This window comes from Levilactobacillus namurensis (assembly GCF_032197885.1).
Lineage (GTDB): Bacteria > Bacillota > Bacilli > Lactobacillales > Lactobacillaceae > Levilactobacillus > Levilactobacillus namurensis_A.
This window is the reverse complement of the sequence record NZ_CP134159.1, coordinates 967,704-990,128: the sequence shown is the minus strand read 5'-3', so window position 1 is coordinate 990,128 and position 22,425 is coordinate 967,704. Positions and strand designations below refer to the sequence as shown.

The 22,425-nt window shown below is 49.3% G+C and carries 34 protein-coding genes; 1 reads left to right on the top strand and 33 read right to left on the bottom strand.

Annotated elements, in window-relative coordinates; genetic code table 11:
* Positions 1-24 precede the first annotated feature (24 nt).
* The 5 genes from RIN67_RS04630 to RIN67_RS04610 all read right to left on the bottom strand — a co-directional run bounded on the left by RIN67_RS04630 (position 25) and on the right by RIN67_RS04610 (position 5,863).
* Entirely contained in the window at positions 25-978 is a 954-nt protein-coding gene (locus tag RIN67_RS04630; RefSeq protein ID WP_264999152.1) for an LCP family protein, read from the bottom strand.
* 217 nt (positions 979-1,195) lie between these two features.
* Positions 1,196-2,218, bottom strand: coding sequence for a lipoate--protein ligase (locus RIN67_RS04625; RefSeq protein ID WP_264999151.1), 1,023 nt, complete (start codon positions 2,216-2,218; stop codon positions 1,196-1,198).
* A gap of 51 nt (positions 2,219-2,269) precedes the next feature.
* On the bottom strand, positions 2,270-3,685 hold the full coding sequence (locus tag RIN67_RS04620) for an APC family permease (RefSeq protein ID WP_264999150.1): 1,416 nt from the start codon (positions 3,683-3,685) through the stop codon (positions 2,270-2,272).
* Between the two features lie 144 nt (positions 3,686-3,829).
* Positions 3,830-4,492 (bottom strand): potassium channel family protein, encoded by a 663-nt coding sequence (locus tag RIN67_RS04615; protein ID WP_264999149.1) that lies wholly within the window; start codon positions 4,490-4,492, stop codon positions 3,830-3,832.
* Positions 4,493-4,504: 12 nt separating this feature from the next.
* A complete protein-coding gene (locus RIN67_RS04610) occupies positions 4,505-5,863 on the bottom strand; it encodes a TrkH family potassium uptake protein (protein ID WP_107738464.1) in 1,359 nt (452 codons plus the stop codon).
* A 184-nt stretch (positions 5,864-6,047) separates the two neighbouring features.
* Here RIN67_RS04610 and RIN67_RS04605 point away from each other — a divergent pair, with 184 nt between their 5' ends.
* Entirely contained in the window at positions 6,048-6,821 is a 774-nt protein-coding gene (locus RIN67_RS04605) for an SDR family NAD(P)-dependent oxidoreductase (RefSeq protein WP_264999148.1), read from the top strand.
* 64 nt (positions 6,822-6,885) lie between these two features.
* On the opposite strand, the gene RIN67_RS04600 is transcribed toward RIN67_RS04605, so the two are convergent.
* From RIN67_RS04600 to rplP, 28 genes are all read right to left on the bottom strand, one after another.
* Positions 6,886-7,797, bottom strand: a complete 912-nt coding sequence (locus RIN67_RS04600; RefSeq protein ID WP_264999187.1) for an aldo/keto reductase — start codon at positions 7,795-7,797, stop codon at positions 6,886-6,888.
* A gap of 160 nt (positions 7,798-7,957) precedes the next feature.
* Entirely contained in the window at positions 7,958-8,350 is a 393-nt protein-coding gene (gene rpsI / locus RIN67_RS04595) for a 30S ribosomal protein S9 (protein WP_024746897.1), read from the bottom strand.
* Between the two features lie 13 nt (positions 8,351-8,363).
* Complete coding sequence (gene rplM, locus RIN67_RS04590) at positions 8,364-8,807, bottom strand: 50S ribosomal protein L13 (RefSeq protein ID WP_024746896.1); 444 nt, start codon at positions 8,805-8,807, stop codon at positions 8,364-8,366.
* Between the two features lie 148 nt (positions 8,808-8,955).
* On the bottom strand, positions 8,956-9,753 hold the full coding sequence (gene truA, locus RIN67_RS04585; RefSeq protein ID WP_264999147.1) for a tRNA pseudouridine(38-40) synthase TruA: 798 nt from the start codon (positions 9,751-9,753) through the stop codon (positions 8,956-8,958).
* A gap of 13 nt (positions 9,754-9,766) precedes the next feature.
* Positions 9,767-10,567, bottom strand: a complete 801-nt coding sequence (locus RIN67_RS04580) for an energy-coupling factor transporter transmembrane component T family protein (protein ID WP_264999146.1) — start codon at positions 10,565-10,567, stop codon at positions 9,767-9,769.
* On the bottom strand, positions 10,560-11,435 hold the full coding sequence (locus RIN67_RS04575) for an energy-coupling factor ABC transporter ATP-binding protein (RefSeq protein WP_264999145.1): 876 nt from the start codon (positions 11,433-11,435) through the stop codon (positions 10,560-10,562). The genes RIN67_RS04580 and RIN67_RS04575 overlap by 8 nt, the downstream gene beginning before the upstream one ends.
* Positions 11,381-12,250, bottom strand: a complete 870-nt coding sequence (locus tag RIN67_RS04570; RefSeq protein WP_264999144.1) for an energy-coupling factor ABC transporter ATP-binding protein — start codon at positions 12,248-12,250, stop codon at positions 11,381-11,383. Before RIN67_RS04570 ends, RIN67_RS04575 begins: the two co-directional genes overlap by 55 nt.
* Before the next feature lie 275 nt (positions 12,251-12,525).
* On the bottom strand, positions 12,526-12,909 hold the full coding sequence (gene rplQ / locus RIN67_RS04565; protein WP_024746891.1) for a 50S ribosomal protein L17: 384 nt from the start codon (positions 12,907-12,909) through the stop codon (positions 12,526-12,528).
* Between the two features lie 30 nt (positions 12,910-12,939).
* On the bottom strand, positions 12,940-13,890 hold the full coding sequence (locus tag RIN67_RS04560; RefSeq protein WP_056943906.1) for a DNA-directed RNA polymerase subunit alpha: 951 nt from the start codon (positions 13,888-13,890) through the stop codon (positions 12,940-12,942).
* A gap of 86 nt (positions 13,891-13,976) precedes the next feature.
* Positions 13,977-14,366 carry a 30S ribosomal protein S11 gene (gene rpsK / locus RIN67_RS04555; RefSeq protein ID WP_024746889.1) on the bottom strand — a complete coding sequence of 130 codons (390 nt, stop codon included), beginning with the start codon at positions 14,364-14,366 and terminating at the stop codon, positions 13,977-13,979.
* A gap of 29 nt (positions 14,367-14,395) precedes the next feature.
* Complete coding sequence (rpsM, locus tag RIN67_RS04550) at positions 14,396-14,761, bottom strand: 30S ribosomal protein S13 (RefSeq protein ID WP_024746888.1); 366 nt, start codon at positions 14,759-14,761, stop codon at positions 14,396-14,398.
* Between the two features lie 25 nt (positions 14,762-14,786).
* Entirely contained in the window at positions 14,787-14,906 is a 120-nt protein-coding gene (rpmJ, locus tag RIN67_RS04545; RefSeq protein ID WP_008855781.1) for a 50S ribosomal protein L36, read from the bottom strand.
* A 30-nt stretch (positions 14,907-14,936) separates the two neighbouring features.
* Positions 14,937-15,155 carry a translation initiation factor IF-1 gene (gene infA, locus RIN67_RS04540; protein WP_011668477.1) on the bottom strand — a complete coding sequence of 73 codons (219 nt, stop codon included), beginning with the start codon at positions 15,153-15,155 and terminating at the stop codon, positions 14,937-14,939.
* Positions 15,156-15,318: 163 nt separating this feature from the next.
* A complete protein-coding gene (locus RIN67_RS04535; RefSeq protein WP_286162515.1) occupies positions 15,319-15,969 on the bottom strand; it encodes an adenylate kinase in 651 nt (216 codons plus the stop codon).
* A gap of 99 nt (positions 15,970-16,068) precedes the next feature.
* Entirely contained in the window at positions 16,069-17,379 is a 1,311-nt protein-coding gene (gene secY / locus RIN67_RS04530) for a preprotein translocase subunit SecY (protein WP_024746886.1), read from the bottom strand.
* Positions 17,379-17,813: a 50S ribosomal protein L15 gene (gene rplO / locus RIN67_RS04525; RefSeq protein ID WP_024746885.1), complete on the bottom strand. Its 435-nt coding sequence runs from the start codon at positions 17,811-17,813 to the stop codon at positions 17,379-17,381. Before rplO ends, secY begins: the two co-directional genes overlap by 1 nt.
* Positions 17,814-17,848: 35 nt before the next feature.
* Positions 17,849-18,031, bottom strand: a complete 183-nt coding sequence (rpmD, locus tag RIN67_RS04520; protein WP_024746884.1) for a 50S ribosomal protein L30 — start codon at positions 18,029-18,031, stop codon at positions 17,849-17,851.
* 14 nt (positions 18,032-18,045) lie between these two features.
* Positions 18,046-18,549 carry a 30S ribosomal protein S5 gene (gene rpsE, locus RIN67_RS04515; RefSeq protein WP_056943907.1) on the bottom strand — a complete coding sequence of 168 codons (504 nt, stop codon included), beginning with the start codon at positions 18,547-18,549 and terminating at the stop codon, positions 18,046-18,048.
* 22 nt (positions 18,550-18,571) lie between these two features.
* Positions 18,572-18,937, bottom strand: coding sequence for a 50S ribosomal protein L18 (gene rplR, locus RIN67_RS04510; RefSeq protein WP_034545025.1), 366 nt, complete (start codon positions 18,935-18,937; stop codon positions 18,572-18,574).
* Between the two features lie 37 nt (positions 18,938-18,974).
* Positions 18,975-19,511, bottom strand: coding sequence for a 50S ribosomal protein L6 (gene rplF, locus RIN67_RS04505; RefSeq protein ID WP_024746881.1), 537 nt, complete (start codon positions 19,509-19,511; stop codon positions 18,975-18,977).
* A gap of 29 nt (positions 19,512-19,540) precedes the next feature.
* A complete protein-coding gene (gene rpsH, locus RIN67_RS04500) occupies positions 19,541-19,939 on the bottom strand; it encodes a 30S ribosomal protein S8 (RefSeq protein WP_024746880.1) in 399 nt (132 codons plus the stop codon).
* Positions 19,940-19,972: 33 nt separating this feature from the next.
* Positions 19,973-20,158 carry a type Z 30S ribosomal protein S14 gene (locus tag RIN67_RS04495; RefSeq protein ID WP_011668486.1) on the bottom strand — a complete coding sequence of 62 codons (186 nt, stop codon included), beginning with the start codon at positions 20,156-20,158 and terminating at the stop codon, positions 19,973-19,975.
* A 17-nt stretch (positions 20,159-20,175) separates the two neighbouring features.
* The gene (gene rplE / locus RIN67_RS04490) at positions 20,176-20,718 is read right to left on the bottom strand and encodes a 50S ribosomal protein L5 (RefSeq protein ID WP_024746879.1); all 543 of its coding nucleotides are present in this window, start codon (positions 20,716-20,718) and stop codon (positions 20,176-20,178) included.
* Between the two features lie 25 nt (positions 20,719-20,743).
* The gene (gene rplX / locus RIN67_RS04485) at positions 20,744-21,055 is read right to left on the bottom strand and encodes a 50S ribosomal protein L24 (protein WP_024746878.1); all 312 of its coding nucleotides are present in this window, start codon (positions 21,053-21,055) and stop codon (positions 20,744-20,746) included.
* Positions 21,056-21,091: 36 nt separating this feature from the next.
* Positions 21,092-21,460 (bottom strand): 50S ribosomal protein L14, encoded by a 369-nt coding sequence (rplN, locus tag RIN67_RS04480; RefSeq protein ID WP_024746877.1) that lies wholly within the window; start codon positions 21,458-21,460, stop codon positions 21,092-21,094.
* A 50-nt stretch (positions 21,461-21,510) separates the two neighbouring features.
* A complete protein-coding gene (gene rpsQ, locus RIN67_RS04475) occupies positions 21,511-21,777 on the bottom strand; it encodes a 30S ribosomal protein S17 (RefSeq protein ID WP_024746876.1) in 267 nt (88 codons plus the stop codon).
* Between the two features lie 28 nt (positions 21,778-21,805).
* The gene (gene rpmC, locus RIN67_RS04470) at positions 21,806-22,000 is read right to left on the bottom strand and encodes a 50S ribosomal protein L29 (protein ID WP_024746875.1); all 195 of its coding nucleotides are present in this window, start codon (positions 21,998-22,000) and stop codon (positions 21,806-21,808) included.
* Positions 21,990-22,424: a 50S ribosomal protein L16 gene (gene rplP / locus RIN67_RS04465; RefSeq protein WP_024746874.1), complete on the bottom strand. Its 435-nt coding sequence runs from the start codon at positions 22,422-22,424 to the stop codon at positions 21,990-21,992. The genes rpmC and rplP overlap by 11 nt, the downstream gene beginning before the upstream one ends.
* Position 22,425: the final 1 nt, after the last annotated feature.

The following is a 22,425-nucleotide window of genomic DNA, read 5'->3' as shown; positions in this document are numbered from 1 at the left end:
GATGCTCATTTAGTTTGCCATAATTTAGTAGCCACCGCCACCGCTATTCTCACCATTCTGTGCAGTCGTGGTACCGGTTGCTTGACCCGTTGAATTCTGACCAGTGGTCAACGCAATCTGGCCGGTCGTGGCATGCTCCAGCCCTAGTCCCGTCCGGATGAAGTTCGTGACCCGTTGGAGTTCCTTTTGACTCGCCACTTCCATACTTTGTGCATTCAGCATCTCACTGGTCCCTTGTAAATGGGTACTCTTAATATGGTGCGTCGCACTCCGGTAGCTACGAACCAACGCGGTCAGGTCGTTGAAGGTCAAGTCGGTCTGGGTCTGCTTACTCAGGGAATTAATAAAGTCCTGGTTTAACAACGTCGAAACCGAATTGCTTTGATTCAGCAACGCCATAATGACCTTCCGTTGTCGCGTCTGGCGTCCGTAATCGCCCTTAGGGTCATCATCCCGCATCCGCGCGTAAGCTAGGGCCTTCTTCCCGTTCATGTGGGTGGTGACGCCTTTTTTAAACGTGAAGCCGCCGTAACTAAAACTGAGGGACGGCTTCAGGGTCACCCCACCCACCTCATCGATGATTTTTTCCATTCCCCCCATGTTAATGATGGCGTAGAAATCAATGGGGACGTTCAACATTTTTTGAACAGTAGTAATAGCCGTTTTGGACTTCCCATACGCATAGGCTGCGTTGATTTTCGCGGGCGAAAGGTTCTCATACCCGGGGATGTTGACGGCCGTGTCCCGCGGGATACTGGTAATCGTCGTCTTATTGGTCGTTGGATTAATGGTCACTACCATCATACTATCCGTACGTCCCTGGAACGTTCGACCCAGAGCTCCGGTATCCGTCCCCATCAATAGGATCGAAATCGGTTTTTTTTGCGCGAGTTGCTTGTTCACGTTCCGTAATTTCGTCACACCCGAAGCCTTATAGGATTGCTTAACGGAGTTCTGGAGACTCTGATAGCGATGCATCCCGTAAGCTGCCCCACCGATGATTAACGCGAGTAGGAGAAACAGAAGGGTATTACGAACTGGGTGTCGCCGTCTGATTTGTCGTCGTTACATTGCTTAGTTAGCCATCCTTTCGCCCGCATGGTTACAATGATGCGGGATTTACTGATTTCCCCATTATAGGAAGTGCATCTTAAAGATTTCTAAGCCCCCCAGAATCTTTACCAAAACCCAAGAATTAAGCGTCTTGCGGCTGTTCCGCCAATAATTGTACCAATGCCGCTGCCGGAATCTTACCGAAGTAACTCGCGACATCCAGCTGCGCAAAGACTGCTTGAATCGCTGCGGGTGTGTACGCAATCCCCTGCAACCGGTCAGTCACCTCCGTGATGGGCCGCTGACCGAAGAAGTCCCCGTGAATCTGAATCGCCGCGATATGTCCTTGGACCACGTTCAGGTCGAATTCGACGGTTCCGGCCGCAAAATGCTTCCGGCGCGTTACCGCATAGTCTGGATCACTTCCGTAGATCCAGTCCCAATTGTTAAAGTACTGGTCGACCAGCTGCTGAATGCCTTGCCGGTCCGTCGCGGTCAATTGGTAACGCCGCGCCGCCGCTAAGTCCGTGACCCCCAAGATTTCCTTAGCCAGGGTATCCCGAAACGCTTCAATCGTCAGGTGTTGGTACTTAGGCTCAAAGTACGGGCGCAAGTTCGTCACCCGACTCTTGACCGACTTAATGCCTTTAGTGGCCAATTTATCTGCCGGCACATTTAAGGCGTTGGCAATCTGGGTCTGATCGACATCATACATCAAGGTCCCGTGGGAGAACATGCGTCCTTGTTCCACGTGCATCGCATTACCGGAGAACTTCTGACCATCAATCGTCAAGTCGTTCCGACCGGTCATTGCTGCACCAGTGGCCCCCATTTGATGGAGGGCCTTAATCACCGGATCCGTGAACCGCTTGAAGTTCCCCACAGCATCCCCGTCGTCTCGGGTAATGAAGCTAAAGCTGACATTCCCCAAGTCGTCGTAGACCGCACCGCCGCCAGACGTCCGCCGGGTCAAGATAATCTGGTGATCCCGAACGTACTGTTGGTTGATTTCTGCTAAAACGTTCTGATATCGACCCACAATGATACACGGGGAATTAATATAGAAATACAAAATAGGTTCCGTCAAATCGGCATGTTCCATGAGGTAGGTCTCCACGGCCAAGTTGCGGCGAATATCTGTACTGTCACTGGTTAAATAACGCATCTCGTCACTCCCTAAGATAGTCTTGGGTCTATCTTACCACTGATGTAAGCGTTATCGGTTGACCAATTCTGACCGCACCCGACTGTGACGGTAGCCGTAACCGCCATAAACCAACAGGCCAATGACCACCCAGATTCCGAAGGCCTCCCAGGTGAACCGTTGGAGCTGGCTCATCAGATACAGGCAGGCCAAAAACGAAATAATGGGCAACCAGGGGTAGCCGGGAACCTTAAAGGCCGTATCGAGGTTCTTGAACCGTGCGTCGCGCCGTAAGAAGACGATTCCTAACGAGACCATAGCAAACGCCGACAGGGTCCCGATATTCACGAGCTCCGCAATCTTATCAATGGGGATCACGGCCGCAAAGACGCTCGCAATCCCCCCAAAGATCCAAGTATTAGCCACGGGAACCTGGGTCTTAGTGTTCAAGCGCATCAGTGGCCGTGGTAACAGGCCATCCCGACTAATCGCGAAGAGCAACCGGGTTCCCCCGTAGGACATCACAATTAGGACCGTCGTCATCCCCACAATAGCTCCAAAGGAGACCACGCCCGCTGCCCAATCCTGATGAATCAGGTTGAGTGCTAAGGCTACCGGATCGGCAACGTTCAACCGACTATAAGGGACCACGCCAACCAGGACTGCGGCTAGCCCAATGTAAAGAACGGCCGCCACAAGTAAGGACGCAATGATGCCAATCGGCATGTTGCGCTTAGGATTCTTGACTTCCTCGCTGGCCGTCGAAACGGCATCGAACCCAATATACGCGTAAAAGGCTACCGCAGCCCCTTTAAAGACGCCATTGACCCCAAATGGTAATAGGGGGTGGTAGTTCGCTGGCCGGACGTAGAAAATCGCGATACCAATAAATAGAAGAATCACCAGGATCTTAACCACTACCATGACGTTATTGACCTTAGCCGACTCCCGGATTCCCTGCGAGAGCAAGCCTGCCACAATCAGCGTAATGCCTAACGCGATGATGTCGACGCCCCCTCCTCGAACGCCCGCCGTGCCGGCCGCTGCCCGCCAAAAAGACGGCAGGGTCACGCCGAAACCGCGTAAGAGGTTCTGAAAGTACGACGACCAACTCACCGCGACCGACGAGACCGCGAATAAATATTCCGAAATCAACGCCCATCCCAGTAACCAGGCGGCAAACTCACCGAAGACGGCGTACACGTAAGTATAAGCACTCCCGGCCAACGGAATGGTCGAGGAAAACTCTGAGTAACATAGTGCCGCCAACGCGCAGACCACGACCGCAATCATGAAGGAAAACATGACGCCGGGTCCCGCATACTTAGCCGCAATCAGTCCCGGGGTGATAAAGATACCTGACCCCACAATGGCGCCGATTCCCATGGTCGTCAGGCTAAACGCCGTCAGGGTCTTGGCCAACCCCGTCTTCCGATAAAGGTCCGTTTGAACGGGTTTCTTCACAAACAGGTGCCACGATTGGTGCATCTTGGTCCCTCCTTTCTAAAAAACTAAAATGAGAATAAGATTAGATTGATTAACACATTTTAATTTTATTCAGCCCACTTGTCAATGGATGGTCCCTAAAAAAAGCGATGACCGGTCGATTCCAGTCATCGCTTCAAGCTTGCTTTACTTTTTCAAGGCCTCATCCAACGCTTCCACGCTCTTGACCGGTCCCACCACCGTTAACACATCGTGCAACCGAACGACCGCCGTGGGCTGCGGTGAGATATCGACGTCGTTGCCCCGCTGAATGGCAATCACGTTCAAGTCAAACCGCTGCCGTAAGTTGAGCTTCACGAGATCCTGATCGACAAACGTCGGATCCGTAATCACCACTTCGGCTAAGGTGTAATCTTCACTTAGGTCAATGAAGTTCAAGATATGGTTCGATAACAGCTTTCGGGCAATGCCGTGACCCATGTCCCGTTCTGGGAAGACCACTTGGTCCGCACCGCCCCGCTTTAAGACCCGACCGTGGTCACTGGTTTCGGCCTTCGCAATCACCTTTTTAGCCCCCTGCTCTTTCGCTAACAGGGTGGTCAAAATACTGGCTTCCATGTTATTGCCAATCCCCACAATCACGTAATCGAAGGTATCGATATTCAGTCGCCGCAAGACCTCTTCATCCCGCGTATCCGCAATCAACGTCTGCGTGGCCACGTCCATCAGTTCGTTGACCCGGTCTTCACGACAATCCACCGCTAAAACATCTTGTTGCATGTTCGCTAACGTCCGGACTACGGCTTCACCGAAACGTCCGAGTCCCAAAACTGCAAAGTTCTTTTTCATAAGAAGTTCTCCCTAACCAATCAAAATATTTTCTTCCGGATACCGGAGTCGGCTGACCCGCGTTTGCCGTTTCGATAAGGCGTATAAGGACGTAAAGATGCCAACCCGGCCGACGAACATCAAAATCATGATAATCACTTTACCAATCACCGTCAGATGCGGGGTCAGGCCCAGGCTTAACCCCACCGTCCCGAAGGCAGACAGCACCTCAAAGACAATGTACTCTAGGCCATAACCCTGTGGGATCTTTTCCGTCTGCGTCAAGACCAGGGTCGCTAGCGTAATCACAATGCTGGCCAAGAAAACCAACAAGAGCGCCCGGCTAATATTGGCCTGACTGAACCGCCGCTTACTGAACTCAACGTCCTCACGTCCGCGTAACTGCGCAATACTCTGGAGCATCAAGACCCCAAAGGTGGTGGTCTTGATCCCCCCGGCCGTGGATCCCGGAGTCCCCCCGACAAACATCAGGATCATAATCAAGAAGACACTTCCGGAGTGGAGTGAATCCGTTGGTAACGTAATGATTCCTGCCGTCCGGGGCGTCACACTCAAGAACAGGGTGTTCACGGTACGGTTAACCCACGACATCTTCCCCGCTAGGCTAGAAAGGTTGCCTTCCGTGACCAGCAAAATGACGAAGCCTAACACGAATAACGTGCCCGTGGTGGTCAAGGTCAGCTTAGAGTTCAAACTTAACCGTTTACGTTCATGGTAGAGCAGTAAATCGCGCCAGACCAAGAAGCCTAAGCCCCCACCTACAATTAGGATGATCGTTACAATCAAGACATACGAATCATTTTGGAAGGCCATCAGGCTGTTGCCAAACACGTCAAAGCCCGCGTTACAAAACGACATTACGGAATGGTAGACCGATACGTAAAGGCCCCGTTTCCAGCCGAACCGGGGAACAAAGTCCCAAGCCAATAAAAAGACCCCGCCAATCTGAAAAAAGGCGGATAACCCAATCACGTACTTCATCACACTTTTAGTATCGCTAAGGTTTTCCAGGTTCAGGGATTCTTTGACCAATAATTGCGTGGATAGTCCCATATTGCGGTGGCGCCGAATAATGTTAAAGAGTAGCACCGCAAAGGTCATGTACCCCAACGCCCCAATTTCAGCCATCCCCAAGATCACCAACTGGCCAAAGATCGACCAATGGGCCGCAGTGTTCACCACGGTTAACCCCGTGATACAGGTCGCCGAAGCAGCCGTGAACACAACGTCGATAAAGGCCGTTCCTTGCTGATGAACCGTCGCAATTGGCAGACTCAGAAGAATAGTCCCCAGAATAATCAGTAAAATGAATCCAAAGACCATTTTCTTCGATAGTGTATTAAAAAAGTTCAATTTTACCAGTTTTTTCATATGTGCCTGCCTTATATCTTTAAATATCTCTCACTAGCTTAAGCCTTATTCCCGGGATAACGCAAGCGATTCTTGTCAATTTATCCCCCTAACGCTGGCCCCTAAATATTGGCCGTTGACAGGGCGCCTTCCACCAGCCTATATTAACGCCAGAGGCTTTTAATCTTTCAAAGGGGTGACGCAAATGTCTACGTTTAATCGTCAAAGTTTTGATTTAACCGGTAAAGTGGCGCTAATTACTGGTGGGGCTAGTGGTTTAGGCCAAAACTACGCCATAGCCCTATCGCTATACGGGGCTGATATCTTCGTGGTCAGTCGGCAACAGACCGGCTGGGAGACCACCCGGCAAAAAGTTGAAGCCAACGGCCACCAAATTGCTTTTCTGCAGCAAGACATCACGGAAGAAGGGTGTGCCCCCCAGATCATCCAACAGGTGATCGACCGTTTCGGCCATCTGGATATCCTGGTCAACAACGCGGGGATGCAACGCCGTGATGACGTCTTGGCCTTTAAGGACGCCGATTGGCAAAGAGTCATCGATGTCAACCTCAACGCGCTCTACTACCTGTCACACGCTGCCGCCCAAGTGATGGTCCCACAAGATCACGGTAAAATCATCAACATTGGGTCCATGCAGTCTTACCGGGCGGGAAAGTACATCTTTCCTTACACCGCCAGTAAACACGCCGTTTTAGGCCTCACTAAAGCCTACGCTGACGCACTGGCGCCCTACCACATCCAGGTCAACGGCCTCGCACCCGGCTACATTAAGACGGACATGACCGTTGCACTCCAGCAGGACCCAGTTCGGGGGCCCGAAATCAAAGCGCACATCCCTTCCGGTGACTGGGGTGTCCCGGACGAACTCATGGGACCCATGGTCTTTCTAGCCAGTGCCGCTTCCGATTATGTCACGGGGGTCATGTTACCCGTAGACGGCGGGTATCTCCTACGGTAAAAATCTGGCCCAACAGAAAGTGGCCTAAGACATTCGCCTTAGGCCACTTTTGGTACGCTAATGGTTACTTCTGATACTTGGCCGTATCATCCCAAGATGAGACAAAATCCTTCATCGCTTTAGGATCCGTCGGGTTATGCCAAGCAAAATCATCATACCACAAGCCCCGCTTCTCCTGGTCGAGTGCTTGAATGGCCGCCACGTCATGCTCACTCAACGTAAAGTCGTCAATCTGGCTGTTTTCCAAGATGCGCCCGGAATGAACGGACTTAGGAATCGTCACAATATTTTCTTGATCATCCCACCGTAAGATAATCTGCGCGGGCGTCTTATGGTACTTGTGCGCCAATTCTTGAATCACGGGTTGATTCAACGATGCCCCGCCGCCTAGTGGGGACCAGGCTTCCAACTGAATCCCGGTGAGCCGCATCAACTGGCGTAGCCCACGTTCTTGATTAAGCGGATTAAATTCCATCTGGTTAATCACTGGCGTCACCGCTGTCTTATCTAACAAGTTCGTTAGACGTTCTTGGTCGAAGTTAGAAACTCCAATCGCGCGCACCTGGCCGTTACGGTAAAGTTCCTCTAAGGCGCGCCAAGTGTCGATATACTTCCCATCGACTGGCCAGTGAATCAAATAGAGATCGACGTAATGGAGCTGTAACTGCTTCAAGGTCTGATCAAAAGCCCGTAGCGTGCTGTCATACCCTTGGTCGCCGTTATACACCTTGGTGGTCACAAAGAGATCTTTTCGGTTCAAGCCCGTGGCTAACAGACCATTGCGAATCCCAGCACCTACACCGGCTTCGTTACCATACTGTTTAGCGGTGTCGATCAACCGGTAGCCCTGTTGAATGGCTGCACTCACCGCCTGGTCAGTCGCCGTATTAGACGCCTTCCAGGAGCCTAAGCCTAACCGTGGAATCGTGACACCGTTATTCAAGGTGATACGTTGATTTAAAATAGATTCTGGCATCATTAAAAAATCCTCCCCTTCTCTAATACCATCCCCAGTCTAATGCCGGTTGACGACCGAACGCAATTGGCACGCTTGGGAAGGCGCTTTGCTAAACAAACCAAAAAAGGCGCCCACATCGCTGTGAGTGCCTTTTGGTTGCACCAAGGTAATCCTGAGATTAACGCTTGGAGAATTGTGAAGCTTTCCGGGCCTTCTTGAGACCTGGCTTCTTCCGTTCTTTCATTCGAGCGTCACGGGTCAACAGACCTGCACGCTTCAATGGGCCACGGAAGTCTGGGTCAACTTCGAGCAAAGCCCGTGCGATTCCATGACGGGTAGCTCCAGCTTGGCCAGAGAAACCGCCACCACGTACAGTAACTAAAGCATCGTAGTTACCAAGCGTTTCCGTAACGTTGAAGGGTTGTAAAATCACTTCACGGATACTTGCAAATGGAATGTAATCTTCGATTGCCTTGTTGTTCATGACAATCTTACCTGAACCGGGTACTAAACGTACACGGGCAGAAGAGTTTTTACGACGGCCAGTGCCGCGATATTGAACTTGTGCCAATTGGGTTTCCTCCTTAAATTAGGTTCGTGATGTCTAAGACTTCTGGCTTTTGTGCTTCATGCTTGTGGTCTTCACCAGCATAAACGTGAAGCTTCAAGGCCATTTGGTGACCTAATGAGTTCTTCGGAAGCATGCCTTGGACAGAAGTTTCGATTAACTTTTCAGGGTTTTCATCCCGGAAGTTACCAGCGGTCCGTGACTTCAAACCACCAGCGAAGTGAGTATGGTGGTAGTAAATCTTGTCCGTGGTCTTACGGCCAGTCAAAGCAATCTTGCTGGCGTTGATAACGATAACGTTATCACCAGTGTCCACGTTAGGGGTGAACGTTGGCTTGTTCTTACCACGTAAGATAGAAGCGACGACGGAAGCAAGCCGACCTAAACTAACGTCAGTTGCGTCGACGATGTACCATTTGCGGTCAACGTCGTTTGGTTTTGCCATATAAGTTGTACGCACGTTAAATTCCTCCATAAATCTGTGTTTGTCTGACACCAAGTAAACTTTCCGGGGCTTATCGTGGGGCAAACAATACCAATGACCATAATACAAAGAAAACCGGCTAAAGTCAATGGCTGATTACCCTGGCACTGAAAATTTCAGGACTTTATCGTTGATGGGGTGGCAATTTAGTTGGATGCTGTGGATCTTCACCCTGGTAATAGACGTGCTTAAGGTAAAGTCCCGCTGCTGGGGCGGTTCGCCGCGCCTGCTTACGGTCCTTGACCTGATAGAGCCGTAACACGTCATGCACTGGTCGGGTCCCCGATCCAATCTCCACTAAGACCCCCACCATGATTCGAATCTGGTTATACATAAAGCCGTTACCGTAGAACTCAAAGACCAGTTCGTTGTTGGTCTGATCCACCCGACAGGTGGCTTCATAGATGGTTCGGACAAACGTCCGTGTCTGCGCACCCGAGGCAACAAAACTGGTGTAGTCATGTTCCCCTACCAGGTCCGCTAACGCCAGCCGAATCTTCTCTAAGTCCACGGGAAATTTCCAGTGACCGGTGTAGTTCCGCTTAAAGGGGTTGCGGAACTCGCCTAGATCCATGCGGTACAGATAGCGTTTACCCGAGACGTCATACCGGGCGTGAAAGGTCTCTGGCACCAGCTCCACCTTAGTGATCTCCATATCTAATGGCAACATACTGTTGAGTCCCTTATGCATATTTGCCGCTGGAATCACAAACGGTAGATCGAAATGCACGACCTGCGCTAAGGCGTGAACACCCGCATCCGTTCTTCCCGAGCCATAGACGACAATCGCGGGATCGGGATGCTTGGCCATTTTGTTCACGATTTGGGTCAAGACGCCCTCCACGGTCCGTTTATTGGGTTGCCGTTGAAACCCGGCAAAAGCCGTTCCATCATACATCAAAGTTACTTTATAGCGTTGCATAGTTTATCCTCTCTTACCAACGACGACTAATCAGGATGAGGATCAACCCCACCCCAAAAATAATCCAAGTTACCGTATCCCGCCGTTGCCAAGTTAAGATACGGTACTGACTGCGGTGCTCACTGTCTTGATAGCCCCGGGCTTCCATCGCGGTTGACAGGTCCTCTGCGCGGTTAAAGGCACTCATGAACAACGGAACCATCAATGGAATCAGAGATTTGGCCTGCTTGACCAAGCCCCCTTCGCCAAAATCGACCCCACGGGCCCGCTGCGCGTTCATGATCTTCTGCGCTTCATCCATCAACGTAGGCACGAACCGTAGCGCGATTGAAAGCATCATGGCAAGGGTATCTACGGGAACGTGTAACCACCGCAAAGGACGCATTAATGACGCTAACCCGGTAGCAATGTCCAGCGGTTGGGTGGACAGGGTCAACAGCGTCGACATCATAATGATTAACAGGAATCGAATAAAAATAAACCCGGCATTGATCAATCCCGACTGGGTGATATTAATAAACGCCCAATGCCAGTAGACTTGTCCGCCTACGGGACTAAATAAAATCTGCAATAACACCGTAAAAATAATCAACCAAATCAGGGGCCGGATTCCCCGCATTAAAAATCCCAACTTAATCTTCGAGGCTGCGATGGCCCCCAACGTTAAGATAATCAAGATGAGGTAGCTTACCCAGCTATTCGCTAAAAAGACCAAAATAATATAACAAAAACTAAGAAGTAGTTTATTCCGGGGATCTAGCCGATGCACCACCGAATTTAAGGGCAGATACCGGCCAAAGATAAACTTAGACATGGGTGCCACCTCCCTGCGGCCACTGCTGGGCGATAGCATCGGCTAAAGCCGCCGCGCTTAGCGGGAGACCCGCTGGCCATTGAACGCCCCGCTGCGCCAATTTTTGGGCGAATCTGGCCGCTCGCGGGACATCCAGCTGGTGAGCTCGTAGCCACGCAGGGTCTTGAAAGATTTCCTGCGGTGTTCCCGTCTTGATCAGTCGTCCGCCTTGCATCACCGCGACCTGCTCAGCGTAAGCCACCACATCTTCCATTTGATGGGTCACTAAGACGATGGTTAATCCCTGTTCTCGGTGTAATCGGTCAAAGAGGGCCATCATTTCTTGGCGCCCCTGCGGATCTAACCCCGCAGTAGGTTCGTCCAGCACTAAGATTTGGGGGTGCATGGCCAAAACACCGGCAATTGCGACCCGGCGCATCTGGCCCCCTGAGAGGTCAAACGGTGAGCGTTGGGCATAGCTAGCATCCAACCCCACTAGGTCCAACATGGTGGTGGCTAATTGATTTGCCTGGTCAACGCTGGCCCCAAAATTATGGGGACCGAAAGCAATGTCTTTTTGAATCGTCTCTTCGAACAGCTGACTCTCGGGGAATTGAAAGACCATGCCCACGTGTTGCCGCAAGGGCTTTAAAGCAGCGTTAGTCGTCTGCGGCGTAATCGTAAACTGGTCGATTTGAATCTCACCGGCCGTGGGTTTGAGCAGGGCGTTCAGCTGTTGAATCAGCGTTGATTTTCCACTCCCCGTATGGCCAATGATTGCCAGGTAGCCGTGATCCGGCACCGTCAAGGAAATATCCGTTAAAGCCGGCGTTGCTAAGGGCGTACCTGCTTGGTAGGTGTAGTCGACGTGTTTAAAAGCGATTGACATAGCCACGCCTCCATTTCTTCTGTGGTTTGAAAGTCTTGCGGTGCGGCGATTCCCCGGGCACGTAACTCAGCGGCTAACTTCACCGTGAAGGGAACGTCCAATCCCGTCTGAACCAGTGCCGTTCCCCGGGCAAAAATTGTTGCGGGAGTCGCTTCCTCGATTAATCGGCCGTCATCCAACACTAAAATCCGGTCGGCACTAGCAGCCTCATCAATGTCATGCGTGATTGAAATAACGGTCAGCTGTTGCGTCTGGCGTAACTCGCGCACTAGCTCCAAGACGGTTTGGCGTCCTTGGGGATCCAACATACTGGTCGCTTCATCCAGGATTAAAATCTTAGGCGCAATGGCCACAACGCCAGCCAAGGCAACGCGTTGCTTTTGCCCCCCCGACAACGAAGCCGGCTCACGGTGTGCAAATTGCGTCATGCCGACCTTAGCTAAGGCTGCTTGGACCCGCTTTTGCATGGCCGCGCGCGGAACCTGCCGATTCTCCAATCCAAAAGCAACGTCATCGGCGACCGTGGCACCCACAAATTGATTATCCGGGTTCTGAAAGATCATCCCAATCTGCGCCCGGACATCCCAGACCGTCTCAGGAGACAGCTGAATTCCCCCAACCGTGACCGTGCCTTCCTTGAAGGGTAACAGGCCATCGATGGCTCGGGCCAACGTAGATTTACCACTCCCGTTATGGCCCACGATGGCTAGCCACTCCCCTGGGTGCACATCAAAACTCACCTGTTTTAGGGCGTACCGGTCACCACTATCGGGATACTGGTATGAAAGTTGTTGTACTTCAATAATATTTGCCATTCGCGCAGATTCTCCCTTTAAAAAGTCACCGCTAATTATACCAAAGAATCACTAACATTCGTAGGGCTTCTCCCATTGTCCGTCAGCCATTAAATTTTGGGTACAAAAAAATCACTAACAAACCAGCGGCGCTGAGGCTTTCGCCCCCATTCAAGCTAGACTCGGGGAAATCCCATCATCATAACGCTCTATACCACATGGTCCTAGTGATTTATGTGTTACCTATTACCGCACACTAAGGGGCGCGATCAGCCCGAAAACCTTAACTAATCAGATTAGTCAACGAATTCCAAGATTGCCATTGCAGCACCATCACCGCGACGAGGCATCGTCTTTAAGATCCGCGTGTAACCACCGTTACGGTCCGCGTACTTAGGTGCTAATTCGCTGAACAGCTTTTGCAATGCGCTGGTAACTTTGATGTCATCGCCGTCTTCCTTAACATCAGCAACTACGTTACGAACGAACGCAGCAGCTTGACGCCGGGCGTGCAAGTCGCCTTGCTTACCTAACGTGATCATCTTGTCGGCAGTCTTACGAACTTCTTTAGCGCGTGCTTCAGTCGTTTCGATCCGACCGTTTAAGATTAAACTAGTGGTCAAGTCGCGTAATAAAGCTTTACGTTGAGAACTAGTCCGTTGTAATTTACGGTAACTCATAACCAGAAACCCTCCTTTGAGTGTCTAAAATTAGTCTTCTTTCCGAAGTGACAAACCGAGATCGGCTAACTTTGCCTTAACTTCTTCCAGGGACTTGCGACCCAAGTTACGAACCTTCATCATGTCCGCTTCCGTCTTGTTAGTCAATTCTTGAACCGTGTTGATACCAGCACGCTTCAAACAGTTGTAAGAACGAACTGACAAGTCGAGCTCTTCGATAGTCATCTCAAGCATCTTTTCCTTGTGAGTTTCTTCCTTTTCAACCATGATTTCCGCATTCTTAGCTTCGTCCGTTAGGTCAACAAACATTGCTAAGTGTTCGGTCAAGATTTTCGCAGCTAATGAAATGGCCTCGCTAGGATTGATTGAACTGTTCGTCCAAACATCTAGGGTCAATTTATCATAGTCAGCCCGTTGGCCGACCCGTGCATTCTCTACTTGGTAGTTAACCCGTTCGATTGGGGTGTAGATCGAATCAACAGCTAAAACACCAATTGGCATTTCGGTATTCCGAGCTTTGTTTTCGTCAGCGGAAACATAGCCGCGGCCCTTATCTGCTGTCATTCGCATGTGGAAGGTTGCCCCATCAGCGACCGTCGCAATGTACAGGTCTGGGTTCAACACATCAACATCCGCCCCAGCGACGATATCACCGGCAGTGACCTGTGCAGGTCCCTTAACGTTGATCTCCATCGTTTCTTCCTGATCGTCAGCGCCATTAAGCTTCAACGCAATCTTCTTGACGTTCAAGATAATCTGCGTAACGTCTTCAACGACGCCTTCGATAGTCGAAAACTCATGCAGAACCCCGTCGATTTGAATGCTGGTAACGGCTGCACCAGGTAATGAAGAAAGCAGGATCCGACGTAATGAGTTCCCTAAGGTAGTCCCATAACCCCGTTCCAACGGTTCGACAATAAACTTGCCGTAATTGCTGCTCTCATCAATTTTATGAATGTTAGGCTTTTCAAATTCAATCATTCTTATCGTTTACCCCTTTCAAACCGCGTTGAGCTCCTATAAGTCAATCCCATCATGAAGGATACCTTCATAAATGAAACGCTCAATTAAACCCGACGACGCTTTGGAGGACGAGTACCGTTATGAGGCACTGGCGTCACGTCACGAATAGCTGTAACTTCGATACCAGTAGCTTGGATTGCACGAATAGCAGATTCACGTCCTGAACCAGGACCCTTAACAGCAACTTCAACGGACTTTACACCGTGTTCCATAGATGCCTTAGCAGCAGCTTCGGCAGCCATTTGTGCGGCGAATGGCGTTGACTTCCGACTACCCTTGAAACCTAAGGCACCGGCTGATGACCACGCAATTGCGTTCCCTTGAACGTCAGTGATCATTACTAAAGTATTGTTAAACGTAGCATGAATGTGCGCAACACCGGATTCAATATTCTTCTTGACCCGACGCTTGCGACTAGTTCTTCTAGTAGCCATAAAAGATTTAAACCTCCCTTATTACTTAATTACTTCTTCTTCCCGGCAATCGATACGGCTTTACCCTTACGAGTGCGGGCGTTGTTCTTGGTATGTTGACCGCGAACTGGCAAACCGCGACGGTGACGCATCCCACGGTATGAACCCATTTCTTGTAAGTTCTTGATGTTTAAGCTGACTTCACGACGTAAGTCACCTTCAACCTTGTACTTGTCGACTTCTGCCCGGACCTTGTCTTCTTGGTCTGGCGTTAAGTCGCGAACTCGTACGTCTTCGGAGACACCAGCATCAGCAACAATCTTGTGTGCCGTGTTGATACCAATTCCGAAAATGTAAGTCAAACCATAAGCGATACGCTTATCACGTGGTAAATCCACTCCAGCAATACGTGGCATTACTTGCACCTCCTGTTAAATTAAATTACTTACCCTGGCGTTGTTTGTGCTTAGGGTTGGCAGAGCAAATGATCATTACTCGGCCCTTACGCTTGATAACCTTGCAGTGTTCGCACATTGGCTTAACTGATGGTCTTACTTTCATGATAACCCTCCTACTTCTGTCAAAGACGGTTTACTTAAAACGATAAGTAATCCGGCCTTTAGACAAGTCATACGGTGACATTTCAACAGTTACTCGATCACCAGGCAGAATTCGAATGTAGTGCATCCGAATCTTACCAGAAACGTGAGCAAGAATCTCATGACCGTTTTCTAATTCGACCCGAAACATCGCGTTAGGTAATGTTTCAGTAACTTTACCTTCGACTTCAATGACATCGCTCTTCGCCACGAAAGTACCTCCCTTTTGATTGTGTTCAAAACACGTGGAAAAGTGGCAGGGACACGATTCGTCTCCCCACCTTGCACCTGCGAATTGCGACAGCGCGCCATTTACAGGCTAAACCTGAATAAGCTTACCATAATTCCCTTGCTGACGCAAGAAGAGTGTTAGCTTAAAGGGTTTTGAGGATTTTTTCGATGTCGACGTAGACGTCATCGATGTCCCGGTCACCATCAACGGTGTACAACAAGTTCTTCTTGGTGTAGTAATCAACCAGTGGCGTGTTCATCTTAAGATTAACCGCCAAGCGATTCTTCACCGTTTCCGGCTTGTCGTCTTCCCGTTGGTAGAAGTCATGACCGCCGCAGACATCACAAGTGCCTGCAACTTTGGGATTATTGTAGAGCTTGTGGTAAGTGGCGCCACAAGTCCGGCAGATAAACCGACCGGATAACCGCTCTACCAACACATCCGGTTCAACATGAATGTTGATCACAGCATTGATTGTCCGACCTAATTCTGGACCAAAGCTGTCCAATGCTTCAGCTTGAGCCAGTGAACGGGGATACCCGTCCAACATAAAGCCGTCCTTCACATCATCCTGAGCCAACCGATCTTTAACGATCCCGTTCGTGACTTCGTCGGGAACCAGTTCACCTTTGTCGATGAACTTTTTCGCGGCAACGCCCATTTCAGTTTCGTTCTTCATCGCATCACGGAAGATGTCTCCCGTTGAGATGTGTGGTAAGTGGAACTCTTCAATAATCTTTTGAGCCTGAGTCCCTTTACCGGCACCTGGCAGACCCATAAGAATTAAGTTCATTGCTGTCATGTTCGAACTCCTCATTTCCTAATCGTAAACTTAGCCTTAAATACACAAGCAGGTGTGCTAAAAGAATTCAACACACCCGCTGGAAACTCATTAAGCTGGTTCTGGATCTTGGATAAAGCCAACGTATTCGCGCTTCATCATTAATCCGTCAATTTGACGCATCGTTTCGATGGCCACACCAACCACGATTAAGAGGCTAGTTCCCCCTAACCCGATGGACTCATCCAAGTCCCACAGGTTTTGGGCTAACAACGGAATCAAGGATACGAATCCTAAGAACAGTGACCCGACCGTTGAGAGTCGCATCAATAATCTGGAAACGTATGACTGTGTTTCGTGACCAGGCCAGACACCAGGAATGTAACTGCCCTGCTTTTGCAGGTTCTCAGATAACTTTTCTGGGTTAACTTGGACGAACGCATAGAAGAACGTGAACACAATGATCAGAACGGTGTACAAAATGGCTCCGTCGACCGTTTGCATATTGAAAATATCCGATAAGGTACGGTACCACGTATCTTGCGAATGCGCATTTTGGAACGCCATCAAAATAGTTTGTGGCGTCGCAATAAACGAACTTGCGAAGATAACAGGAATAACCCCGGCAACGTTGACCTTTAATGGTAAGTAGCTGCTATCTGGCGAACCAGATACCCGCCGCGTGTATTGAATCGGCACCCGTCGTTCGGCTTGTTGAACCCACGTTACGAACGTAACGATGACTAAAACAATCACGATCAACGCAATGATGAACAAGACACTTTGCCATAAAGTTCCCTTATCCGCATCGACAAAGTAAGTTTGGTAAAGTTGGTAAACCGACTTCGGGGTCCGGGCAACAATTCCGGCGAAGATAATCATCGAAATACCATTACCTAATCCGCGGTCGGTAATCATATCACCCATCCAAGTGGTCAACATAGTCCCACCGGTCAGGATTAACCCAATCGCTAAGTATGTCTGCACACTCGGGTTTTCAACCAACTTCAGTGAACTTAAGGCACTGAAACCAGCCGTGATCCCGATAGACTGGACGAAAGCCAAAACAATCGCGAGATAACGCGTTGCTTGGTTCAACTTTCGCCGACCAACGTCCCCTTGCTTACTCCATTCCACGAAACGTGGAACGATGTCCATTTGTAACAATTGAATAACGATTTGTGCAGTGATGTAAGGCGACACCCCCATCGCGAAGATGGAATAGTTGGTCAACCCACCACCACTAAAGGTATCTAAAATACTAACCAATCCAGAAGACGCAACGCTTTGAAGAGCCTTCGCGTTGATGCCAGGTACCGTAATGTACGTTCCAAGCCGGAAGACGATCAAAACCATTAGAGTAAAGAGAATCTTATTACGAATGTCTTTAATCTTAAAGGCGTTTTTCAAGCTTGATAGCATTAAATCACCTCAGTCTTACCACCAGCAGCTTCGATAGCTTGGCTAGCGGACTTGGAGAACTTAGCGGCCTTGACCGTCAACTTCTTCTTCAGTTCGCCATTACCCAAGATCTTGATGCCAGCCTTTTCGTTTTTCACGATTCCGGCTTCAACCAATGCAGCTGGGTTAACCTCAGCACCATCATCGAAGACGTTCAAAGCGTCCAAGTTTACGACAGCAAATTCCTTACGGTTAATGTTGGTAAACCCACGCTTTGGAATCCGACGGTACAATGGCATTTGGCCACCTTCAAAGCCCAAACGGGTCTTGCTACGAGCCTTTTGACCCTTTTGGCCACGACCAGAGGTCTTACCGTTACCAGATGAATCACCACGACCAACCCGGTTACGGACCTTACGTGAGCCTTCAGCAGGTTTCAATTCATTCAACTTCATGCTATTGCGCACCTCCTTATTTAATGATATGAGTACTACTTAACTTCTTCAACCTTAATCAAGTGGGCGATTTGGAAAAGCGCACCACGAGTAGCTTCGTTGTCGGGTTGTAAAACAGAGCTGTTAACTCGCTTTAAGCCCATTGCTTCAACGATTTTACGCTGTTTAGGGAGACGGTGAGCAGCACTATGAATTAAAGTAACTTTCAATTGAGCCATCTTAGAACTCCTCCTTATTCAGCTAAGTGTTGAAGTGATACGCCACGGAGGGCAGCAACTTCTTCAGCACGCTTCAAACGTTCGAGACCTTCGAAAGTAGCCCGAACAGCGTTAACAGGCGTGTTGGAACCTAAACGCTTTGAAGTAACATCGGCAACACCGGCTAATTCCATGACGGAACGTACGGCACCACCAGCGGCAACTCCAGAACCTTCAGCAGCAGGCTTCAACAAGATCTTCCCACCACCGTAGTTACCAATAATTTCGTGAGGAATGGTCGTTCCCACGATTGGAACTTCGATCAGGTTCTTCTGAGCGGCTTCAACAGCCTTACGGATAGCTTCTGGAACTTCTTGTGCTTTACCAGTACCGAAGCCAACGTGACCGTTCTTATCGCCGACAATGACAAGAGCAGCAAATCGCAGACGACGACCACCTTTAACAACCTTCGTAATCCGGTTGATAGCAACGACGTTGTCTTCTAGTTCCAACTTGTCGGGATCAATAAACTTTGCCATGTGTGGTTATTCCTCCTTACTATTAAAATTTGAGCCCGTTTTCACGAGCAGCTTCCGCTAGCGCTTGAACACGGCCATGGTACAAGTACCCGCCACGGTCAAACACAACATTTTCAATCTTCTTTTCAACGGCACGCTTAGCAACTAAAGCACCGACAGCCGCAGCTTGGTCAGTCTTGTTGTCGCCATTAACACCATCGTCTAACGTAGAGGCACTAACAAGCGTTACACCCGCTACGTCATCAATTACTTGAGCGTAGATGTTTTTGTTAGAGCGGAATACGTTTAAGCGTGGGCGTTCTGCATTACCAGAAATTTTGTTCCGGACACGTCCATGACGCTTTTGACGCGTCTTGTTTTTATCTGGTTTCGTAATCAAAATAGTCACCTCTTTGAAAAATTTCAGCAATTAAGCTGCTTTAAGTTTACTTACCGGTCTTACCTTCACGAATCCGAACATATTCGTTTTCGTAACGGATACCCTTACCCTTGTAAGGTTCTGGGGAACGAACGGCACGAACTTCGGCAGCAAAGTCGCCGACTTCTTGCTTGCTGATACCAGCAATGTTGATCGTGGTGTTATCTGGGACCTTAACATCCAGGTCTTCAGGAACATCCATGTGCACTGGGTTGGAGTAACCAACGCTCAAAATCAGGTCGTTACCTTTCAATTGAACACGGTACCCAACACCGACGAGCTTCAAGGTCTTCGCAAAACCGTTGACAACCCCTTCAACCATGTTGTTAAGGTTGGCACGTTGCGTACCATGTAAGGCCCGCATCTTGTTGTTATCGTTAGGACGGTCGAAATCAACCGCACCGTCACTAATCTTCATTGAGATTTCGGATGCAAAAGTACGCGTTAAGGAACCCTTAGGACCCTTGACCGTAACTTGGTCCCCGTCGCGCTTAACTTCAACGCCGGCAGGAACAACAACCGTTTTATAACCAATACGACTCACAGTAAGGCACCTCCTGTCTTTTTAAAGTTTTACCAAACGTAGGCGAGAACTTCGCCACCGATTTTCTTGGCCCGCGCTTCTTTATCAGTAATAACCCCTTCAGAGGTGGAGATAATGGCGATACCTAAACCGTTCAATACCTTTGGTACAGCGTCGGCCTTAACGTATGAACGTAAGCCGGGCTTTGAAATACGCTTCAAACCACTGATGACACGTTGGTTATCCTTACCGTACTTTAAGAATACGCGGATAATGCCTTGCTTGTCGTCATCGATGTATTCCACGTTCCGGATAAATCCTTCGCGCTTCAGGATTTCAGCGATGTCACGTTTAATTTTTGATGCAGGTACTTCGAGTGATTCGTGACGAACCATGTTGGCGTTACGAATCCGCGTCAAGAAGTCTGCAATAGGATCAGTCATGGACATTAACGTTTTCCCTCCCTTTGTTTAAAATTCGGTTTACCAGCTAGCCTTCTTCATGCCAGGAATTTGACCCTTGTGGGCTAATTCCCGTAAGCAGATACGGCAAAGGTGGAACTTTTGATAAACAGAGTGTGGACGTCCACAACGTTCGCAACGAGTATATGCTTGAGTAGAAAACTTCGCAGGACGCTTGTTCTTAGCAATTTGTGATTTCTTAGCCAATTGTATGGACCTCCTTTTTAGTGTGCAAATGGCATGCCGAATTGAGCCAGTAATTCATGAGACTCTTCATCGGTGTTTGCCGTCGTAACGATGACGATGTCCAAACCACGGACACGGTTAACGTTATCAAAGTTGATTTCTGGGAAGATCAGTTGTTCCTTAACACCCAGAGTGTAGTTACCGCGACCATCAAAGGAGCGGGAGCTAACACCATGGAAGTCACGAACACGTGGCAATGACACGTTGATCAATTTATCCAGGAATTCGTACATCCGGTCGCCACGCAGGGTAACCTTGGCCCCAATGGACATCCCTTCACGAAGACGGAAGGTCGCGATTGACTTCTTGGCCTTAGTAACCAATGGCTTTTGACCAGAAATCAAACCGAGTTCTTCAACGGCTTCGTCCAGGTTCTTAGCGTTGGAGACCGCGTCACCAACACCCATGTTCAAGACGATCTTGTCGATCTTAGGAGTCTGCATAATTGAACTGTAACTGAACTTATCCATCATAGATGGCGTAATTTCATTAACGTACTTTTCTTTTAAACGAGCTGACATGAAATGTTATTCCTCCTTTCGCGGATTATTTGTCGATGGTTTCGCCGGACTTTTTCGCGAACCGGACTTTGTGACCATCTTCGATACGAACGCCAAGCCGGGTTGGTTCGTTGTTCGAAGGATCGATAAGCATAACGTTGGATGCGTGAATTGGTGCTTCAACATCAAGGATGCCACCTTGAGGGTTCGATTGAGAAGCCTTTTGGTGTTTCTTGATCATGTTGACGCCTTTGACAATCACACGGTTCTTGGCTGCAAAGACCTTGGAAATCGTACCTTCCTTGCCTTTGTCCTTGCCAGCGATCACGCGGACCTTGTCACCAGTTTTAATAAGCATTCCTGTGGGCACCTCCTTGTTAAAAACGATTCTTGATTACAGTACTTCGGGTGCTAATGAGATGATCTTCATGTAGTTGTTGTCCCGTAATTCACGAGCAACTGGTCCAAAGATCCGAGTCCCTTGAGGGCTCTTGTCGTCTTTAATCAGCACAGCGGCATTTTCATCAAAACTGATGTAGGAACCGTCATTCCGACGGACCCGTGACTTCGTACGAACGATAACCGCCTTTACGACATCACCTTTTTTGACAACGCCACCTGGTGTTGCTTGTTTGACAGTAGCAACGATAATATCACCAATTCCGGCGTAGCGACGCTTTGAGCCACCCAGAACTTTGATGGTCAGAATTTCCCGGGCGCCGGAGTTATCGGCAACCTTTAAGCGACTTTCTTGTTGGATCACAGCTAGTGTCCTCCCTTCAGCTCTAGTTCAGAATACGATAAAAACGACACTTAAATAATGACTGCTTTTTCAACAACGTCGACTAAGCGGAACCGCTTGGTAGCAGACAATGGCCGTGTTTCCATGATTTCAACAAGATCGCCGGTGTGGGCTTCGTTGTTTTCATCATGCGCCTTGTACTTCTTGGAGTACTTGACCCGCTTGCCATACCGTGCATCCGTCTTGGTCGTGTTGACTTCGACGGTAATCGTCTTTTCCATCTTGTCAGAAACAACCCGACCGCGATATACCTTACGGTGATTACGTGCATCACTCATGTAGTAGTGACCTCCTTTTTATCGTATTCTACTTGTTCAATTCTTGCTGGCGAAGAGCGGTTTTAATCCGCGCAATGTTCTTGCGAACTTGCTTCAACCGAGCGGTGTTTTCCAACTGACCAGTGGCTAATTGGAACCGCAAGTTGAATAATTCGTCCTTGTAGCTCTTTTCTTTATCGAGCATTTCAGCAGTGGTTAATTCATTGATGTCTTTAGTCTTCATTAGATTCGCCACCTACTTCCTCTCGGGTCAAAACTTTAGTACGAACGGGAAGCTTCATGGCAGCTAAACGCAAGGCTTCACGGGCAGTCGCTTCATCAACGCCACCAACTTCGAATAAGACCTTGCCGCGCTTAACAGGTGCTACCCAACCATCAGGCGTACCTTTACCATTACCCATCCGGACCCCAACACCTTTAGCGGTGTAGGATTTATGAGGGAAAATCTTGATCCAAACTTTCCCACCACGCTTCATGTAACGCGTGATTGCAATACGTGCTGCTTCGATTTGACGGTTCGTGATCCAATGTGAATCTAATGACTGCAAACCGTAATCGCCGAAAGCAACGCTCTTACCACCCTTGGCTTCGCCACGTAGCTTACCACGGTGGACACGACGGAACTTTACTCGCTTAGGTACCAGCATG

What these genes read in the sequence shown, in the direction of transcription:
- RIN67_RS04630 (WP_264999152.1), bottom strand. Translation starts at nt 978, where the DNA reads ATGCATCGCTATCAGAGTCTCCAGAACTCCGTTAAGCAATCCTATAAG.
- RIN67_RS04625 (WP_264999151.1), bottom strand. Translation starts at nt 2,218, where the DNA reads ATGCGTTATTTAACCAGTGACAGTACAGATATTCGCCGCAACTTGGCC.
- RIN67_RS04620 (WP_264999150.1), bottom strand. Translation starts at nt 3,685, where the DNA reads ATGCACCAATCGTGGCACCTGTTTGTGAAGAAACCCGTTCAAACGGAC.
- RIN67_RS04615 (WP_264999149.1), bottom strand. Translation starts at nt 4,492, where the DNA reads ATGAAAAAGAACTTTGCAGTTTTGGGACTCGGACGTTTCGGTGAAGCC.
- RIN67_RS04610 (WP_107738464.1), bottom strand. Translation starts at nt 5,863, where the DNA reads ATGAAAAAACTGGTAAAATTGAACTTTTTTAATACACTATCGAAGAAA.
- RIN67_RS04605 (WP_264999148.1), top strand. Translation starts at nt 6,048, where the DNA reads ATGTCTACGTTTAATCGTCAAAGTTTTGATTTAACCGGTAAAGTGGCG.
- RIN67_RS04600 (WP_264999187.1), bottom strand. Translation starts at nt 7,797, where the DNA reads ATGCCAGAATCTATTTTAAATCAACGTATCACCTTGAATAACGGTGTC.
- truA (WP_264999147.1), bottom strand. Translation starts at nt 9,753, where the DNA reads ATGCAACGCTATAAAGTAACTTTGATGTATGATGGAACGGCTTTTGCC.
- RIN67_RS04580 (WP_264999146.1), bottom strand. Translation starts at nt 10,567, where the DNA reads ATGTCTAAGTTTATCTTTGGCCGGTATCTGCCCTTAAATTCGGTGGTG.
- RIN67_RS04575 (WP_264999145.1), bottom strand. Translation starts at nt 11,435, where the DNA reads ATGTCAATCGCTTTTAAACACGTCGACTACACCTACCAAGCAGGTACG.
- RIN67_RS04570 (WP_264999144.1), bottom strand. Translation starts at nt 12,250, where the DNA reads ATGGCAAATATTATTGAAGTACAACAACTTTCATACCAGTATCCCGAT.
- rplQ (WP_024746891.1), bottom strand. Translation starts at nt 12,909, where the DNA reads ATGAGTTACCGTAAATTACAACGGACTAGTTCTCAACGTAAAGCTTTA.
- RIN67_RS04560 (WP_056943906.1), bottom strand. Translation starts at nt 13,890, where the DNA reads ATGATTGAATTTGAAAAGCCTAACATTCATAAAATTGATGAGAGCAGC.
- rpsK (WP_024746889.1), bottom strand. Translation starts at nt 14,366, where the DNA reads ATGGCTACTAGAAGAACTAGTCGCAAGCGTCGGGTCAAGAAGAATATT.
- rpsM (WP_024746888.1), bottom strand. Translation starts at nt 14,761, where the DNA reads ATGCCACGTATTGCTGGAGTGGATTTACCACGTGATAAGCGTATCGCT.
- rpmJ (WP_008855781.1), bottom strand. Translation starts at nt 14,906, where the DNA reads ATGAAAGTAAGACCATCAGTTAAGCCAATGTGCGAACACTGCAAGGTT.
- RIN67_RS04535 (WP_286162515.1), bottom strand. Translation starts at nt 15,969, where the DNA reads ATGAACTTAATTCTTATGGGTCTGCCAGGTGCCGGTAAAGGGACTCAG.
- secY (WP_024746886.1), bottom strand. Translation starts at nt 17,379, where the DNA reads ATGCTATCAAGCTTGAAAAACGCCTTTAAGATTAAAGACATTCGTAAT.
- rplO (WP_024746885.1), bottom strand. Translation starts at nt 17,813, where the DNA reads ATGAAGTTGAATGAATTGAAACCTGCTGAAGGCTCACGTAAGGTCCGT.
- rpmD (WP_024746884.1), bottom strand. Translation starts at nt 18,031, where the DNA reads ATGGCTCAATTGAAAGTTACTTTAATTCATAGTGCTGCTCACCGTCTC.
- rpsE (WP_056943907.1), bottom strand. Translation starts at nt 18,549, where the DNA reads ATGGCAAAGTTTATTGATCCCGACAAGTTGGAACTAGAAGACAACGTC.
- rpsH (WP_024746880.1), bottom strand. Translation starts at nt 19,939, where the DNA reads ATGTCCATGACTGATCCTATTGCAGACTTCTTGACGCGGATTCGTAAC.
- rplE (WP_024746879.1), bottom strand. Translation starts at nt 20,718, where the DNA reads ATGTCAGCTCGTTTAAAAGAAAAGTACGTTAATGAAATTACGCCATCT.
- rplX (WP_024746878.1), bottom strand. Translation starts at nt 21,055, where the DNA reads ATGCTTATTAAAACTGGTGACAAGGTCCGCGTGATCGCTGGCAAGGAC.
- rpsQ (WP_024746876.1), bottom strand. Translation starts at nt 21,777, where the DNA reads ATGAGTGATGCACGTAATCACCGTAAGGTATATCGCGGTCGGGTTGTT.
- rpmC (WP_024746875.1), bottom strand. Translation starts at nt 22,000, where the DNA reads ATGAAGACTAAAGACATCAATGAATTAACCACTGCTGAAATGCTCGAT.
- rplP (WP_024746874.1), bottom strand. Translation starts at nt 22,424, where the DNA reads ATGCTGGTACCTAAGCGAGTAAAGTTCCGTCGTGTCCACCGTGGTAAG.